This is a genomic window from Mycolicibacterium holsaticum DSM 44478 = JCM 12374, from assembly GCF_019645835.1.
GTDB lineage: Bacteria > Actinomycetota > Actinomycetes > Mycobacteriales > Mycobacteriaceae > Mycobacterium > Mycobacterium holsaticum.
The window spans coordinates 2,246,734-2,261,812 of record NZ_CP080998.1; the positions used below are offsets into that span (position 1 = coordinate 2,246,734).

Below are 15,079 nucleotides of genomic sequence, written 5' to 3' on the forward strand. Positions count from 1 at the left end.
TGCTATCTAAAGCGTACTTGATTATATCAAGTGCCTGCGAAGGGGTACGCAATGACCGTCACGCACCGACCCGCCTGGGTCGACGACACACTGTTCCCGTTCGACAGTCGATACCTCGACATCGCCGGACACCGCGTCCACTACGTCGACGAAGGATCCGGTCCGACGTTGCTGTTCCTGCACGGCAACCCGACATGGTCGTTCTTGTATCGCGACGTGATCGCGTCCCTGCGCGACGAATTCCGTTGTATCGCTGTGGACTACCCCGGATTCGGCCTGTCGACAGCGGCGCGCGGATATCGGTTCCTGCCCGCCGAACACGCGAAAGTGACCGCCGAATTCGTCGAAACCCTCGGGCTCACCGCCGTCGCGCTGGTGGCCCATGACTGGGGTGGTCCCATCGGGTTGGCCACGGTGCAGCGATTTCGGCACCGATTCGCCCGACTGGTGCTGGCCAACACCGCGGGGTGGCCGGCCGACGCGCTGCCCGCAACGCTGATGTCCCGTGCCATGGGTGGCCCGCTCGGACGCCTGCTGATCCGTCGGTTCAATCTGTTCGTCAACGTGATGATCCCCGCCGGCCACCGTCTGACCAAGCCCACCGACGCGGAGATGGCCCACTACCGCAACGCCCTCGACAGCCCAGCACGGCGACATGCTTCAGCGGTCTTTCCCCGCGAGATCACCGGCAGCCGTGCGTTTCTCGCCGACATCGAGGCCGGGCTTGCCGACCTCGCCGCCCTGCCGACCCTGATCATCTGGGGCGACGCCGACATCGCATTCGGCGACAACGACCGGCGACGCTGGGAATCGACGTTCACCGATCACCACACCGTCATCGTCGAAGGGGCAGGCCACTTCGTCCCGTCCGACGCGCCCGAACGGTTCGCTGCCGCGATCCGCGATTGGTACGCGACGTAATGGCCTACGACGTCGCGCTGGCTGCCCGGGTACGGGCGCTGCTCGCAGATAACCCCACCGTGCGTGAACAACCGATGTTCGGCGGGTTGGCCTTCCTGCTCGCCGGGCGGATGGCGGTCGCGGCCAGCGGGCAGGGTGGGCTCCTGGTTCGAGTCGGCGCCGAGAACGCGGACCGGTTACTGGCGACTACCGCCGCACAACCCATGGAGATGAAGGGCCGCACCATGCGGGGCTGGCTGCACGTCGAGCCGCAACACCTGCAATCGGAAAGTCAACTCGCAGAGTGGATTGCCGTCGGAACAGTCGCGGCTAGCTTGACGGCGTCCACGGGGTGAGCCGCGGCGTCCACGCAGGCACGTTGCGCCGATACTCCTCGTACTGTTCGCCGTAGGTGCGCACCAGCGTCGGTTCCTCGTACCAGCGCACGAACGACGCTGTGGCGATCCACCCGAGCACGGCGTACAACACCAACCACAGGCTGTCGAACAGTACCGCCTGGCCGAGAATCGCAACCAGTAACCCGACGTACATCGGGTTGCGCACAAAGCGATTGAAGCCGGTGACCACCAGCTGCTCGGTCGGCGCGACGGGCATCGGTGTGCCGCCGGCCTTCGCGAACTCGATGAAGGCGTGGATCGGCGGGATCAAACCGACCACCACCATCACCGCACCGATGATCACCCGTAGCGTCGGGCTGGGCCCGGGGATCTCCCAGCGGGTGATCAGCCACGGGCCCAAGCCGACGAACGTACCGGGGGCGACGGCAAAGAATGCCGCCGAACCCAATGCAGCGGTGCGCTTACGCATCTAGCCGGTATTGACCGGAATGTCTGCCAGTTGGGTCAGTCGCACACTGTTGCCCGACGGGTCGCGGAACCCGCAGTCGATGCCGTACGGCATCTGGTGCGGTTCTTCGGTGAACTCGACGCCGCGGGCCTTCAACTGCTCGTAACTGGCCTGGCAGTCCTCGGTGGTGAGGAAGATGGTGCCGGCGAAGCCTTTCGCGGTCAGATCCAGTACCTGCGCGCGGGTGGCGTCGTCCATCACCGGCTCACCGGGCACCGCCATCAGCACAATCGACACGTCGTCCTGGCCGGGCGGGCCGACCGTCAGCCAGCGGAAGGTGTCGTCGAGATCGGGCAGCGAAACGTCCTGGCGCACTTCCATTCCGACCTTCTCGGTCCAGAATTTAAGGGCGACTTCCTGGTCGTGAACCCACAGATGGGCACTTGCGATTCTGATCATGGCCACGACGCTACGGTCAGCCGTCGCCGGGCGTCTTCTCCCCGTGTGCTGTCTTGCGAACCCGTCTGTCGGCGGGCGGGCGGGTATCGCGCGCCAGGATGCAACTCGGTACCCGCGCATGGACCGCCGCCGGCGGCATGCTGGCCCGATACGCGGCGGGCGGCAGACCGTAGACGCGCGCGAAACTCGTCGTGAACGACCCCACGCTCTGCAGGCCCACCATCACGCAGATATCGGCGACGGAGCGGTCGGTGTGACGAAGCAGCGAGGCCGCGCGCTCCAGCCGCCGCGTCTGCAGATACGACCGCGGCGATTCACCGAACGTGCGGGTGAACATCCGGCTGAAATGGGCCCGCGACAGGCCGGCCGCGGCGGCCAGGTCATCGACCGTGATCGGCTCCGCGTAGCGCGCGTCGACCAGGTCCTTGGCTCGCATCAGGTAACGGGCTGGGGGCACCTGTGCCATGCGGTCAAGTATGCGTGTTCGCGGAATCTGCGCGCGGCACAGTACGTTGTTGGTGCGGATGAGTTGGCCGGGCGGCCGCGGGATCCGGGGAGACCTGGGTTTCGAGGAAAGTCCGGACTTCACAGAGCAGGGTGATTGTTAACGGCAATCCGAGGTGACTCGCGGGAAAGTGCCACAGAAAACAGACCGCCACCATCGCGGTGGTAAGGGTGAAACGGTGCGGTAAGAGCGCACCAGCACTCCGGGTGACCGGAGTGGCTAGGCAAACCCCACCCGAAGCAAGGCCAAGAAGGCCGCAACCTGGTTGCGGCCGCGCAGGCGCCCGAGGGTTGCTCGCCCGAGCCTGCGGGTAGGCCGCTCGAGGCACCCGGCGACGGTGTGCCCAGATGGATGGTCGCCGCTTCGCCGTCGTGGTCATACACGGCGGTGAGGGACAGAATCCGGCTTACAGGCCAACTCATCCGCCCCTCGGGGCTCACCGTTTCCGGCGCACCGCCTTGCGCAACTTCTTCAGCGCCTCGTCGAGCTGCTCGTGTGAGCGACGCGCCAAATCGTCCTCAAGCTGGTACAGCAGACCGTAGGTGAACGTGTCCTCGCCGGCGGCGTGGGCGGCCGCGGCCTGCCGGCTCAGGTGGTTGCGGCTGACGACGCTGTCCTGGTGATCGCCCAGCAGGGTCTGGACGGTCTTTGCGCGGTCGGACACCTTGTCGGCGCCCGTGGCGGCTGCCGTGTAGCGAAGACGCTTGGCACCCTTGCGGATTCGGTGCAGCGCCTCGTTGCGGTCGGCCGCGGCCGCCTTGGCGGCGACCTTGGCCGCCTTGCGGACCCGCTTGTAGGCCGCGTCGACGGTCACCGCATCGGTGTCCCGGTGCGCCGGCGGTCCGGCGGCGAGCAGGCTGTCCAGCCCGTCGAGCAGCCGGAAGTAGCGCGGTGAGCGCATCGCCAGCAGAGCGCGCCGCAGGCCCGCCGCGTACTGCCGCCTGGCGCCCTCGACCAGCCGTTCGCGCACCGGCCCGCGCACCAACTCGGCAGGCAGGCCATCCAGTGCGTGCTCGTAGCGCTCCGCGAGCACCTCGGCGTCGCGGGCCCCACCCAGCACAGCGGCCAGCGCCCTGAGCTCCTCGAGTATCCACGCGTTCGGCGACCCGTCCGACACACCGAACGCATCCTTGGCCGACTGCAGCAGGCTGCGGATCTTGCGCGTCGCCACCCGCATCTGATGCACCGAGTCGTGCGCATCCTCACGCACCGCGCGGTCCCACACCAGAAGCTGCTCGACCTGCTCGGCCACCGCCCGGTGCAGCGGATCGCGCGCGCGGGGTTTGGCCTTCGACTCGTCGGCTGTCTGCGGCGCGCCGGCCAGCACCCGCGCCAGCTTCGACCCGTGCTCGGCCGGTTCGGCGCCCGCGTCCAGCAGGCGGTTGCCGAGCCGCTCAAGCAGGTCGGCACCGTCGTCGCCGATGCCTTCGGCCAGTTCGATCTCCCATTCGCGCCAGCGTTGCTCGCCGTCGTCGCCCTGCGCCCACGCGTTCACGGCGTCGTCGCAGAATTCGGCGATGACCGCGCCGTCGACGTCGTACAGATAGTCGACGGCACGGTTCGTCGTGATGCGCGCGACGGGCACCAGCGGGCGGTCGCGCACGATGGCCAGCACAACGTCGCGCAACTCGTCGGGCACCTCGTCGGCGGCGGTGCCCAGCGGCATACGCACCTCGGTGCGGGCGCCCTGGCCGGCCGGGAGCTTGAGATGCCAACCCTCGTCGGACCCCCCGGTGCGCCGCCGCAGGGTGATCCGGCGGCCCGCCAGATCACGTCCCGGCGTGTCGTAATACACAGCATCCAGCGTGTGTGACGGGGTGCGCTCTATCCGCGCGACCAACGCAAGGCCGTCGAACGACGGCGAAACCGTGGACTCGAGCACGTCGAATTTGCGCTCTACCTCGGTGTATCGGTTGGTGTTGGCAGCCACACCGGCCAGCGTGCCACATCTCGGGTGAGCCGGGCGCCGGCTTCTGCGCGGGTACCCGTGATGCCATTCAGTAGGCATATGCGGCTTAGAGCTTGCTTACAGTCTTAAACTGTACTTATGAAACTTGGGGGATCGATCGAGGACTACCTGGACTCCGAGGGCCATATTGTCATTCCCGAGGGCGTCACGCTGACGTCGCATCTCGAGAGCAACATCGCTGAGCTGCGTGATTCGGTCGCCTTTCGGTTCCTGGACTATCGGGCCGACCCAGACGGCAGCCCCGTCGAGCTGACCTGGCACCAGCTTGACGTCCGCCTGCGCGCGGTCGGGGCACGGCTTCAGCAGGTCACCTCGCCAGGGGACCGCGTGGCCATCCTGGCGCCCCAGGGCATCGACTACATAGTGGGCCTGTTCGCCGCGATCGCCGCAGGCAATATCGCGGTGCCGCTGTTCGCCCCCGAACTGCCCGGACACGCCGAACGGCTGCGCGCGGTGATCGGCGACGCCGAACCGACGGTGGTGTTGACCAGCACCGAGGGCGCCGAAGCCGTGCACGAGTCTCTGGTCGCCGTTCCGCGGGGCCGCAGGCCGCGGGTCATCGCGGTCGACGCCCTGCCCGACAGCGTGGGGGAGTTGTTCACCCCGTTCGAGGCCGGTACCGACGACATCGCGTACCTGCAGTACACCTCCGGTTCCACCCGCACACCGGCGGGTGTGGAGGTCACCCACCGGGCGGTCTGCACCAACGTCGCGCAGATGGTCCTTTCGGTCGGTCTGGACCACGACATCCGCAGCGTCAGCTGGTTACCGCTGTTCCACGACATGGGTCTGCTGATGGTGATGTTCCCCGCGCTATGCGGGGGCCAGCTCAGCCTGATGTCACCGATGGCGTTCGTCCGCCGGCCCTACCGGTGGATCCGTGAGCTCGCGGCCGAGTCGAAATACGGCCGGACATTCGCCGCCGCACCGAATTTCGCGTTCGAGCTCGCCGCGCAGCGCGGCCTGCCGCCCAAGGGCGAACATCTCGACCTGAGCAACGTCGGCGGGCTGATCAACGGCTCCGAGCCGGTCAGCATCGGCTCGATCGACAAGTTCAACGAGGCCTTCGGCCCCTACGGTCTGCCGCCGACCACGATCAAGCCGTCCTACGGGATGGCCGAGGCCACCCTGTTCGTCTCCACGATCGCACCCGACGCCGAACCCAAGGCGGTCTACCTCGACCGCGAGCAGCTGGGCGCCGGACGTGCCGTCGAGGTGCCACCCGACGCCGAAAACGCGGTGCCCCAGGTGTCGTGCGGCCGGGTGGCCCGCAGCCAGTGGGCCGTCATCGTCGACCCGAACACGGGCACCGAACTGCCCGACGGCCAGGTCGGTGAGATCTGGCTGCACGGCGCCAACATCGGGCGGGGCTACTGGGGCCGCGCCGACCAGACCGAGGCGGTCTTCCAGAACAAGCTGCAGTCGCGGCTGGACGTCGACAGCCACGCCGAGGGCGCGCCCTCGGGCGGATACTGGCTGCGCACCGGTGACCTGGGCATGTACCACGACGGCGGGCTCTACATCGTCGGGCGGATCAAGGACATGATCATCGTCGACGGCCGCAACCACTATCCGCAGGACCTGGAGGCGACTGCGGCCGGGGTCTCGCCCGCGGTGCGCGCCGGCTTCGTCGTCGCGTTCGGGATCCCCGACGGCAACGGCGAACGGCTGGTGATCGTGGCCGAGCGTGCCCCCGGCGCAGGCAAGGCCGATCCGCAGCCGGTGGCCGATGCGATCCGCGCCGCCGTGTCGCGCCATCACGCGCTCCCCGTCGCCGACGTGAAACTGGTTGCCGCGGGCACTATCCCACGGACCACCAGCGGCAAGCTGGCCCGCCGTGCGTGCCGGGCCGAATACCTGGAAGGCAAGTTGGGTCCGGTAGCCGGTTAAGGTCCAGGGGTGAGCGAATACGACACCATCAAGTTCGAGCGGTCCGGGGCCATCGCGCAGATCACGTTGAACCGGCCCGACGCGGCAAACGGCATGAACGCCACCATGACTCGCGAGCTGGCCGACGCGGCAAAACAATGTGACACCGACGCGACCAAAGTCGTCGTCATCACCGGGTCGGGACGGTTCTTCTGCGCCGGAGGCGATCTGAAGGACTTCGCCACGGCACCTGACCGCGGTCAGCACGTCAAGGGCGTCGCCGATGATCTGCACCGTGCCATCTCGAGCTTCGCGCGGATGAACGCCGTGCTGATCACGTCGGTCAACGGCACCGCGGCGGGGGCCGGCTTCTCCCTCGCCGTCACCGGCGACCTGGTGCTGGCCGCCGAGTCCGCGTCGTTCACGATGGCCTACACCCGGGTCGGGCTCAGCCCCGACGGCAGTGCGTCCTACTTCCTGCCGCGGCTGATCGGCGTCACCAAGGCCAAGGAACTCATGCTGACCAACCGCACCCTTCCGGCGCAGGAGGCGTCGCAGTGGGGGCTGGTCACCGAGGTCGTCGCCGACGCCGAGCTGGCCGACCGGACCGCGCAACTCGCGGACCAAATGGCGGCCAGCTGCGCGGGATCCAACGGTGGCGTCAAGCAGCTACTGCTGGGCACCTTCAAGAACGGGCTGGAAGAGCAGATGGAACACGAGAGCCGGCTGATCGCCCAGCGCGCCAACTCCGCCGACGGCCGCGAAGGCGTCGACGCGTTCCTCGCCAAACGGAAAGCTGAGTTCGCCTAGAACGAGTGCTCGTCGGCGGGGAACACCCCGCTGGCGACCTCATCGGCGTACTGCGTTGCAGCACGGCGTAATTCGGCACCCACATCGCCGAAACGCTTGACAAATTTGGCCGTTTTGCCGTTGGTGAGCCCGGCCATGTCCTGCCAGACCAGCACCTGGGCGTCGCAATTGGGTCCGGCGCCGATCCCGATGGTGGGGATGGTCAGCTTGCCGGTGATCTGGGTGGCCAGTTCGGCGGGCACCATCTCCATGACGACGCTGAACGCGCCGGCCTCCTGCACCGCGATCGCATCGTGGATGGTCTGCTCGGCGCCGTCGCCGCGGCCCTGGACACGGAAGCCGCCCAGCCCGTTCACGCTCTGCGGGGTGAAGCCGATGTGCGCCATCACCGGGATGCCTGCGGCACTGATCGTGGCGATCTGATCGGCGACGCGCTCGCCGCCTTCGAGCTTGACCGCGTGCGCCCCGGTCTCTTTGAGGAACCGGGTGGCGGTCGCCAGGGCACGTGCCGGGCTTTCCTCATAGCTGCCGAACGGCAGGTCGGCGACCACCAAAGCGTGCGGTGCGCCGCGCACCACACCGCGCACCAGCGGGATGAGTTCGTCGATGGTCACCGGCACGGTGGTGTCGTAGCCGTAGACCACGTTGGCTGCCGAATCGCCGACCAGCAGCACCGGGATGCCTGCGTCGTCGAATATGGCTGCGGTGGAGTAGTCGTAGGCCGTCAGCATGGCCCACTTGTGGCCCTCGGCCTTCCACTTCGCAAGGTGGTGGATGCGTGTTTTGGTCCGCGGTGCGGAGGCAGCGCCGTACACGGTCTGCTCAGACATCGTTGTCCCCTAATGGGTGGTCGGGTCGAATCCTCGAGGCCGAAAACGGTCCCCGGGTTCGTCTGACCCCGTCAGTCTGCCACTGCGCCGCGGAAAGTTAAAAGACGGGTTGAGTGGATTTCCTCACACCCGCGCCCGACCCGCCTACCATCGGCGGAATGCAGCGGCTCAGTGGACTCGACGCCAGCTTTCTATACCTTGAAACCGCCACCCAGCCACTGCATGTGTGCTCGATCCTGGAACTCGACACGTCGACCATGCCCGGCGGGTACTCGTTCGACCGGTTCCGCGCGTCGTTGAACGAGCGGATCAAGGCGATGCCGCAGTTCCGCGAGAAGCTGGCCGACAGCCGCTTCAACCTCGACCATCCGGTGTGGGTCGAAGACCGGGATTTCGTCGTCGACCATCACCTGCACCGCATCGGGCTGCCCGGGCCAGGGGGCAGCCGGGAGCTCGCCGAAATCTGCGGGCACATCGCATCATTGCCGCTCGACCGCAGCCGTCCGCTGTGGGAGAAGTGGGTGATCGAGAACATCGACGGCACCAACCCCTACGAGGGCGGACGCCTGGTGGTGATGACCAAGGTGCACCACGCCGGGGTCGACGGGGTCACCGGCGCCAGCATGATGTCGCAGCTGTGCAGCACCGAACCCGACGCGCCCCCGCCCGATCCGGTCGACGGCTCCGGCGACGCCAGCTCGCTCGAGATCGCGGTCAGCGGCGCGCTCAAGTTCGCCACCCGACCGCTCAAGCTCGTCAACGCGTTGCCGGGCACCGTGACCTCGGTGGTGGACACCGTGCGCCGCGCGCGCTCCGGGCTCACCATGGCGACACCGTTTTCGGCCCCGCAGACCGTGTTCAACGCCAACGTCACCGCGCACCGCAACATCGCGTTCGCCGAGCTCGACCTCGAGGACATCAAGACGGTCAAGAACCACTTCGGGGTGAAGGTCAACGACGTGGTGATGGCGCTGGTCTCCGGTGTGCTTCGCAAGTTCCTCGACGACCGCGGCGCGCTGCCGGAGCACTCGCTGGTGGCGATGGTTCCGGTGTCGGTACACGAAAAATCCGACCGGCCGGGCCGCAACCAGGTGTCGGGCATGTTCTCTCGGTTGGAGACCCACATCAAGGACCCGGCCGAACGGCTGAAATCCATCTCCGAAGCCAATTCGGTTGCCAAACAGCATAGTTCGGCAATCGGGGCGACGCTGCTGCAGGACTGGACACAGTTCGCCGCGCCTGCGGTGTTCGGGGCCGCGATGCGGGTGTACGCCGCGAGCCGGTTGAGCGGGGCCAGGCCGGTGCACAACCTCGTCATCTCCAACGTGCCCGGCCCCCAGGTGCCGCTGTACTACCTGGGATGTGAGGCCAAGGCCATGTATCCGCTGGGGCCGATCTTCCACGGCTCCGGGTTGAACATCACCGTGATGTCGCTGAACGGAAAGCTCGACGTCGGGATCGTGTCGTGCCCCGAATTGCTGCCCGATCTGTGGGATATGGCCGACGATTTCCAGGCCGCGCTCGACGAGTTGCTCGCCGCCACCCGATAACCGCCCTGCCAGCACATCTTCGGGGTCATGGCAGCATGTGGAGCCATGAACCTCAGGATCGGGGTCCTCGCGACCGCAACGCTGCTGCTCGTCGCCGGCTGCAGCACGACGGTCGACGGGCGCGCCGTCATCGCGGTGCCCCGGCCCGGTACCCCGGTGCAGTGGGCACCGTGCCAGCTGGAGGGCGGCGCGGAGTCGCGTGTCCCCAAAGGCGCCGAATGCGGGCTGCTGTCGGTTCCGGTCGACTACGACAACCCCGACGGTGACGTCGCCCGCATCGCGCTGATCCGCTTTCCGGCGACCGGCGACAAGATCGGCTCGCTGATCATCAACCCCGGCGGGCCAGGGGAGTCCGGCGTGGAGGCCGCCGCCAGCGTTGCCCCGTCGCTGCCGGATTCGGTGCGTGAGCGCTTCGACGTCGTCGGGTTCGACCCCCGCGGGGTCGCGAACTCCACCCCGGCGCTGTGGTGCAACTCCGACGCCGACAACGACCGGTTGCGCGCTGAACCGCAGGTCGACTACTCCGAAAAGGGCGTCGCCGAGATCGAGGAGGAGACCAAGGAGTTCGTCCAGCGCTGCGTGGACAAGATGGGCGAGGAGTTCCTGGCCAACATCGGGACCGCCAACGTGGCCAAGGACCTCGACGCGATCCGCCAGGCCGTCGGCGACGAGAAGCTGACCTATCTGGGCTACTCCTACGGCACCCGGATCGGCTCGACGTACGCCGAGAACTATCCCGACAAGGTCCGGGCGATGATCCTCGACGGCGCCGTCGACCCCAACGCCGACCCGGTCGAGGCCAACGTCCGACAGGCGGCGGCCTTCCAGACCGCGTTCAACGACTTCGCCGCCGACTGCGCGCGCACCCAACCGGACTGCCCGCTCGGCGAGGACCCCGCCAAGGCCAACGACGTGTTCCACAGCCTGGTCGACCCGCTGGTGGACAAGCCGGCGAAAACCAGGGACCCGCGCGGGCTGAGCTACTCCGACGCGATCGTCGGCACGATCCTGCCGCTGTACTCGCCGAACCTGTGGCGCCATCTCACCCAGGCGCTGAGCGAACTCAAGGACGGCACAGGCGACACCATGCTGGCGCTGGCCGATCTCTACATGGGCCGCGACCAGAACGGGCACTACAACAACTCGACCGACGCGCGGGTGGCGGTCAACTGTGTCGACAAACCCGCGGTGACCGACCGCGCCAAGGTCGTCGAGGAGGACAGGCGGGTCCGCGAGGCGGCGCCGTTCTTGAGCTACGGCGAATTCACCGGCCACGCGCCGTTGAGCACCTGCGCGTTCTGGCCGGTGCCGCCGACAAGCGAACCCCACGAGATCTCGGTCGACGGGCTGCCGCCGGTGCTGGTGGTGTCGACGACCAATGATCCGGCCACGCCGTATCAGGCCGGCGAAGAGTTGGCCAAACAGCTCGGCGGCACCCTGCTCACCTACGAGGGCACCCAGCACACCGTGGTGTTCCAGGGCAATCAGTGCGTCGACGACATCGCGGCGCGCTACCTGATCGACGTGACGGTGCCCCCGGTGGGCACCCGCTGCCGCTGACCCCAGCGCGACGCCAGATCACATCCCGGTCACCGTTGGATAGCGGGTGCCGGCGGCGCCCCCCGCGCGTGCCACGATGGCTGCCATGTGGCGGGTGGGACGGCTGTTGTGCATCGTCGTGTTGGCGATGACGTTTGCCGTGCCGACGGCCCTGCCGAGTGCCTCGGCCGCACCTGACGGGCAGACCGCCGCGCGGTACGGCACGCCGCCGGTCTGGGGCGGTTGCCAACAGTGGATCACCGACCCTGCCAGGATTCCCACCGCGCAGTGCGCCACGGTCGCGGTGCCCGTCGACTGGAGCGACGCCGCCGATCCACAAACCGCCCAAGCCGAATTGGCGGTGATCCGGGTGCCCGCCAGCGGTGACCGGATCGGGGTGCTGATGGTCAATCCCGGCGGCCCCGGCGCTTCGGCGGTGAACACCGTCGCGGGCATGGGCGCCGCGCTGGCCGACACCGAAATCGGCCGTCGCTTCGACCTGGTGGGCTTCGACCCGCGCGGTGTCGGGCATTCCACCCCGCAGTTGCGCTGCCGCACCGACGCCGAGTTCGACGCCTACCGCCGCGAACCGTTGGCCGACTACAGTCCGGCAGGCGTCGCGCATATCGAGCAGGTGTACGCGCACTTCGCCCGGATGTGTGTCGACAAGATGGGTTTGGAGTTCCTGGCCAACGTCGGCACCGCGTCGGCGGCCCGCGATATGGACGTCGTGCGCGCTGCGCTCGGCGAGGACCAGATCAACTATCTGGGCTTCTCCTACGGCACCCAACTCGGCGCGGCGTACGCCGACCTCTTCGGTGTCCGGGTGCGGGCCATGGTGCTCGACGGCGCGATCAACCCCGGATTGGCTCCCATCGCCGCCAGGATGCGCCAAATGGCCGGTTTCCAGCGGGCTTTCGGGGACTATGCGGCGGACTGCGCGAAGTCGACGGGTTGCCCGCTGGGCACCGATCCGACGCAGTTCGTCGCCCGCTACCGCCAGTTGGTCGACCCGTTGGTGCAGCGACCGGCCTACACCTCCGATCCGCGGGGGCTGAGCTACGCCGACGCGATCACCGGAACGGTCAACGCGCTCTACTCCCAGCGCTACTGGAAGTACCTGACCAGCGGGCTGCTGGGCCTGGCGCGCGGCACCGACGCCGGCGACCTGCTGCTGCTGGCCGACGACTACCAGCGCCGCGACAAGTCCGGGCACTACGCCAACCAGCAGGACGCGTTTCTGGCCATCCGTTGCGTCGACGCGCCGTACCCGACCGACACCGCGTCGTGGGTGGCGGCGGACGCCCAGGTCCGTCAGGTGGCGCCGTTCATCTCCTACGGCGGCTTCACCGGGTTCGCACCGCGCGACGTGTGCGCGATGTGGCCGGCGCCGCCGACCTCGTCACCGCGGCCCGCGTCCTCACCCGGGGCCGGCAAGGTGGTGGTGGTGTCGACCACCGGCGACCCGGCCACGCCGTATGCCGCCGGCGTCGATCTGGCCCGCCAGATGCAGGCCTCGCTGATCACCTTCGAGGGCACCCAGCACACCGTGGTTTTCAACGGTGACGCCTGCGTGGACACCGCCGTGGTGAACTTCCTCGTCGAGTTGGCCGTGCCGCCCGACGGGCTGCGGTGCTGACCCCTCAGGAACCGCTGTCGGCGATCTGAGTGAGCAGCAGCTCCAGGCGATCCCGCGTGATGACCGGTTGGCTGCTTCCCGCGGCGCTGAGCATCAGCCCGCTGATGAACATCACGGTGAGCAGTGCCCGGTCGTCGACGGCCGACGGGTCGGCGTTCGCCGGCTGTGACCGCTCGGCGAGCTCGCGGTGCAACCGCAGATAGGTCTGCGAACTGGCCCGGAAGACATCGGAGATCGCCGGGTCGCGACCGGCCTGCAACAGCAGCTCGATCCGCGCGCGGGTGCGGATGAGCCCGTCGCCGGTCAGCGACTTCATCACGACCGCAGCCAGTTTCGTGACGGCATCCCGTTGAGAGGTGTCGGCTTCGGTTTCGCTGGCCTCGGTGACCGACCGCAGATCGGCCAGGTCGAGCTCGGCGACCCGCTCGGCGACGGCGTGAATCAGGGCCGCGCGGGTCCGGAAGTAGTAGGAGGCGCTCCCGTCGGGCACCCCGGCCTGGCGGTCGACCCGCGGATGGCTCAGCCCCTTGGCGCCATGCTCGGCGAGCAACCGGATGCCCGCGTCGCACAGTTCGCGACGCCGCTGCCTGCCGTCCGGTGTTCGCCGCGTTGCCATCTCAGTCGGGCATGCGCCCGGGGATCGGCCGGATCAGCACTTCCTGCGACGTGCTGGCCACCGTGTGGCCCGCCGCATCGCGGATGGTCCCGCGAATCAGCGCACGATGACCGGTGATCGCCACCGCGTCCTGCGTGTAGAGGTGCCACTGGTCGAAGCGGACGGGACGGTGCAGCCAGAGGGAGTGGTCGAGGCTGACGGCGGCGATCGAGGCGTAGTCGGTGGGTTGCGGATGATTGCGTAACGCCATGTCCAGCAGCAGGTAATCGCTGGCATAGGCGAGCATCGCGGTGTGCAGTGCGGGTTCGTCGGCGACCGGACGGGGCAGCCGCATCCAGTGCGACCGAGATCCCGGCGTTTGCCGGCCGCCGAGGAAGTTCGTCGGCTCCGCGATGCGCATCTCCAGTGCAGGCGGCACGTCGATCCAGTTCTGCGCGTTGGTCCTCAGCTGCGGGGGGACGCGGTGCACCCAGTGCTGCAGCAGCGGCATCTCCTCGGGCGCCGGGACCTCCGGCCGCTGGTGGCCCAGTTCGGGTTCGGTCGGGTTGGTGTGGAACGACACCAGCGCGGTGAGCAGGGTGCGGTCACCTTGCGCGATGACGACCTGCCGGGTCGCCATCGACCGACCGTCGCGGATCTTGTCAACGCTGATGTCGACCGGTGTGTCAGACGTGCCGGTCTGCACGAAGTAGGCGTGCAGGGAGTGCGGCAGGTGTGCGTCGACGGTACGCGAAGCGGCGTATACGGCTTGGGCCAGCAACTGGCCACCGAAGATCCGGCCGAACCGGTCGCGTTCGTTGCTCGCCTGAAACCGATTGTTGCCCAACGCTTTCAGGTTCAATGCATGTTCGAGTGTGTCGAGGGACGCGAGCACCGACTTCTCCAGCGCGGTCCCGCGCAGTGGACCCGTCAGGTCGCTTTCGCCGGCAGCCGTCACGGGGTGGATCTTGCCAGATGCTTGCCAGCGGTGTCTCTAAGACTTTAGAGTTTCGGCGTGGCCACGGGAATCGGGCAGTCGATAGCCGTCACGGGTCATGATCCGTACCGGGTCGCTGCCGTCCCAACTCGCGCAGGTGTCCGAGATGGCGCGCAACTGGTCGAGAAAAGCCGGTGGGGCCTCGACGACCTCGGTGTAGAACCCGAAATCGGCAACGGTGTCGATATAGGCCACCCGGAAGCCGCCACCCACGCTCTGCGCGGCAGGCGGATAGCCGAGCGACGTGAAATGCGCGGTCTTGGCGTCATAATCCGTTGTCATCGTGGCGATCTGGTGAAAAGAACTCGTTCCGCGCCGGCTCCACTCGGAGTAGATGCTCGGGGTGTCGCAGTGTTGCTGGATCAACTCGACCTGCACCGGACCGGCCTGCGCGACCGCCACTTGGATTCGGACGCTGCGGATCTCACCGCCGTAATCGGCTTGCTGCTCGACGACGGGCAACACGTGGAACGGTCCGACCCCGAACGTGCGCGCCCACCCGGCGGCCGCGACCAGCACGTCGTCGACGACGTGGCCGAGCTGAAAGAACCGAAAGTCACCCTCGGGCCACGGCTGCTCAAACAGGTCCATGGGCACGATCATGGCACGG

General features: G+C 67.9%; 15 protein-coding genes and 1 other RNA gene. 8 read left to right on the forward strand and 8 right to left on the reverse strand.

Features of this window, described 5'->3' with window-relative positions; genetic code table 11:
- The first annotated feature begins 51 nt into the window (after window positions 1-51).
- Both K3U96_RS10805 and K3U96_RS10810 read left to right on the forward strand, forming a co-directional pair.
- A complete protein-coding gene (locus tag K3U96_RS10805) occupies window positions 52-921 on the forward strand; it encodes an alpha/beta fold hydrolase (protein ID WP_220693004.1) in 870 nt (289 codons plus the stop codon).
- Window positions 921-1,256: a TfoX/Sxy family protein gene (locus tag K3U96_RS10810; RefSeq protein WP_069404325.1), complete on the forward strand. Its 336-nt coding sequence runs from the start codon at window positions 921-923 to the stop codon at window positions 1,254-1,256. The genes K3U96_RS10805 and K3U96_RS10810 overlap by 1 nt, the downstream gene beginning before the upstream one ends.
- On the opposite strand, the gene K3U96_RS10815 is transcribed toward K3U96_RS10810, so the two are convergent.
- From K3U96_RS10815 to K3U96_RS10825, 3 genes are read right to left on the reverse strand one after another with little or no spacing between them, the layout of a single operon-like run.
- Complete coding sequence (locus K3U96_RS10815) at window positions 1,231-1,728, reverse strand: methyltransferase family protein (protein WP_069404326.1); 498 nt, start codon at window positions 1,726-1,728, stop codon at window positions 1,231-1,233. The genes K3U96_RS10810 and K3U96_RS10815 overlap by 26 nt on opposite strands.
- Entirely contained in the window at window positions 1,729-2,166 is a 438-nt protein-coding gene (locus K3U96_RS10820) for a VOC family protein (RefSeq protein WP_069404327.1), read from the reverse strand.
- Window positions 2,167-2,182: 16 nt separating this feature from the next.
- Window positions 2,183-2,632, reverse strand: coding sequence for a helix-turn-helix transcriptional regulator (locus tag K3U96_RS10825; protein WP_220693005.1), 450 nt, complete (start codon window positions 2,630-2,632; stop codon window positions 2,183-2,185).
- 59 nt (window positions 2,633-2,691) lie between these two features.
- Between K3U96_RS10825 and rnpB the strand changes: the two genes are divergently transcribed.
- Window positions 2,692-3,096, forward strand: an RNA gene (gene rnpB, locus K3U96_RS10830) — RNase P RNA component class A.
- An 11-nt stretch (window positions 3,097-3,107) separates the two neighbouring features.
- Here rnpB and K3U96_RS10835 read toward each other — a convergent pair.
- Entirely contained in the window at window positions 3,108-4,610 is a 1,503-nt protein-coding gene (locus K3U96_RS10835; protein ID WP_275085633.1) for a CYTH and CHAD domain-containing protein, read from the reverse strand.
- 108 nt (window positions 4,611-4,718) lie between these two features.
- Here K3U96_RS10835 and K3U96_RS10840 point away from each other — a divergent pair, with 108 nt between their 5' ends.
- Window positions 4,719-6,530, forward strand: a complete 1,812-nt coding sequence (locus K3U96_RS10840; RefSeq protein WP_069404328.1) for a fatty acyl-AMP ligase — start codon at window positions 4,719-4,721, stop codon at window positions 6,528-6,530.
- 9 nt (window positions 6,531-6,539) lie between these two features.
- Window positions 6,540-7,319 carry an enoyl-CoA hydratase/isomerase family protein gene (locus K3U96_RS10845; protein WP_220693007.1) on the forward strand — a complete coding sequence of 260 codons (780 nt, stop codon included), beginning with the start codon at window positions 6,540-6,542 and terminating at the stop codon, window positions 7,317-7,319.
- Here the strand turns inward: K3U96_RS10845 and panB are convergent.
- Entirely contained in the window at window positions 7,316-8,149 is an 834-nt protein-coding gene (panB, locus tag K3U96_RS10850; protein WP_220693008.1) for a 3-methyl-2-oxobutanoate hydroxymethyltransferase, read from the reverse strand. The genes K3U96_RS10845 and panB overlap by 4 nt on opposite strands.
- 158 nt (window positions 8,150-8,307) lie before the next feature.
- Between panB and K3U96_RS10855 the strand changes: the two genes are divergently transcribed.
- The 3 genes from K3U96_RS10855 (at window position 8,308) to K3U96_RS10865 (ending at window position 12,877) form a co-directional block, all read left to right on the forward strand.
- Window positions 8,308-9,699: a WS/DGAT/MGAT family O-acyltransferase gene (locus K3U96_RS10855; RefSeq protein ID WP_220693009.1), complete on the forward strand. Its 1,392-nt coding sequence runs from the start codon at window positions 8,308-8,310 to the stop codon at window positions 9,697-9,699.
- 45 nt (window positions 9,700-9,744) lie between these two features.
- Window positions 9,745-11,259 carry an alpha/beta hydrolase gene (locus K3U96_RS10860; RefSeq protein ID WP_220693010.1) on the forward strand — a complete coding sequence of 505 codons (1,515 nt, stop codon included), beginning with the start codon at window positions 9,745-9,747 and terminating at the stop codon, window positions 11,257-11,259.
- A 76-nt stretch (window positions 11,260-11,335) separates the two neighbouring features.
- Window positions 11,336-12,877, forward strand: coding sequence for an alpha/beta hydrolase (locus K3U96_RS10865; protein WP_220693011.1), 1,542 nt, complete (start codon window positions 11,336-11,338; stop codon window positions 12,875-12,877).
- A 4-nt stretch (window positions 12,878-12,881) separates the two neighbouring features.
- Here K3U96_RS10865 and K3U96_RS10870 read toward each other — a convergent pair whose 3' ends face one another.
- From K3U96_RS10870 to K3U96_RS10880, 3 genes are read right to left on the reverse strand one after another with little or no spacing between them, the layout of a single operon-like run.
- On the reverse strand, window positions 12,882-13,493 hold the full coding sequence (locus tag K3U96_RS10870; RefSeq protein WP_220693012.1) for a TetR/AcrR family transcriptional regulator: 612 nt from the start codon (window positions 13,491-13,493) through the stop codon (window positions 12,882-12,884).
- A 1-nt stretch (window position 13,494) separates the two neighbouring features.
- Complete coding sequence (locus K3U96_RS10875; RefSeq protein ID WP_220693013.1) at window positions 13,495-14,430, reverse strand: acyl-CoA thioesterase; 936 nt, start codon at window positions 14,428-14,430, stop codon at window positions 13,495-13,497.
- 36 nt (window positions 14,431-14,466) lie between these two features.
- The gene (locus tag K3U96_RS10880; RefSeq protein ID WP_230982425.1) at window positions 14,467-15,060 is read right to left on the reverse strand and encodes a VOC family protein; all 594 of its coding nucleotides are present in this window, start codon (window positions 15,058-15,060) and stop codon (window positions 14,467-14,469) included.
- Between the last annotated feature and the right edge of the window lie 19 nt (window positions 15,061-15,079).

Coding starts and splice junctions, on each gene's coding strand:
- K3U96_RS10805 (WP_220693004.1), top strand. CDS start 52: ATGACCGTCACGCACCGACCCGCCTGGGTCGACGACACACTGTTCCCG.
- K3U96_RS10810 (WP_069404325.1), top strand. CDS start 921: ATGGCCTACGACGTCGCGCTGGCTGCCCGGGTACGGGCGCTGCTCGCA.
- K3U96_RS10815 (WP_069404326.1), bottom strand. CDS start 1,728: ATGCGTAAGCGCACCGCTGCATTGGGTTCGGCGGCATTCTTTGCCGTC.
- K3U96_RS10820 (WP_069404327.1), bottom strand. CDS start 2,166: ATGATCAGAATCGCAAGTGCCCATCTGTGGGTTCACGACCAGGAAGTC.
- K3U96_RS10825 (WP_220693005.1), bottom strand. CDS start 2,632: ATGGCACAGGTGCCCCCAGCCCGTTACCTGATGCGAGCCAAGGACCTG.
- K3U96_RS10840 (WP_069404328.1), top strand. CDS start 4,719: ATGAAACTTGGGGGATCGATCGAGGACTACCTGGACTCCGAGGGCCAT.
- panB (WP_220693008.1), bottom strand. CDS start 8,149: ATGTCTGAGCAGACCGTGTACGGCGCTGCCTCCGCACCGCGGACCAAA.
- K3U96_RS10855 (WP_220693009.1), top strand. CDS start 8,308: ATGCAGCGGCTCAGTGGACTCGACGCCAGCTTTCTATACCTTGAAACC.
- K3U96_RS10860 (WP_220693010.1), top strand. CDS start 9,745: ATGAACCTCAGGATCGGGGTCCTCGCGACCGCAACGCTGCTGCTCGTC.
- K3U96_RS10865 (WP_220693011.1), top strand. CDS start 11,336: ATGGCTGCCATGTGGCGGGTGGGACGGCTGTTGTGCATCGTCGTGTTG.
- K3U96_RS10870 (WP_220693012.1), bottom strand. CDS start 13,493: ATGGCAACGCGGCGAACACCGGACGGCAGGCAGCGGCGTCGCGAACTG.
- K3U96_RS10880 (WP_230982425.1), bottom strand. CDS start 15,060: ATGGACCTGTTTGAGCAGCCGTGGCCCGAGGGTGACTTTCGGTTCTTT.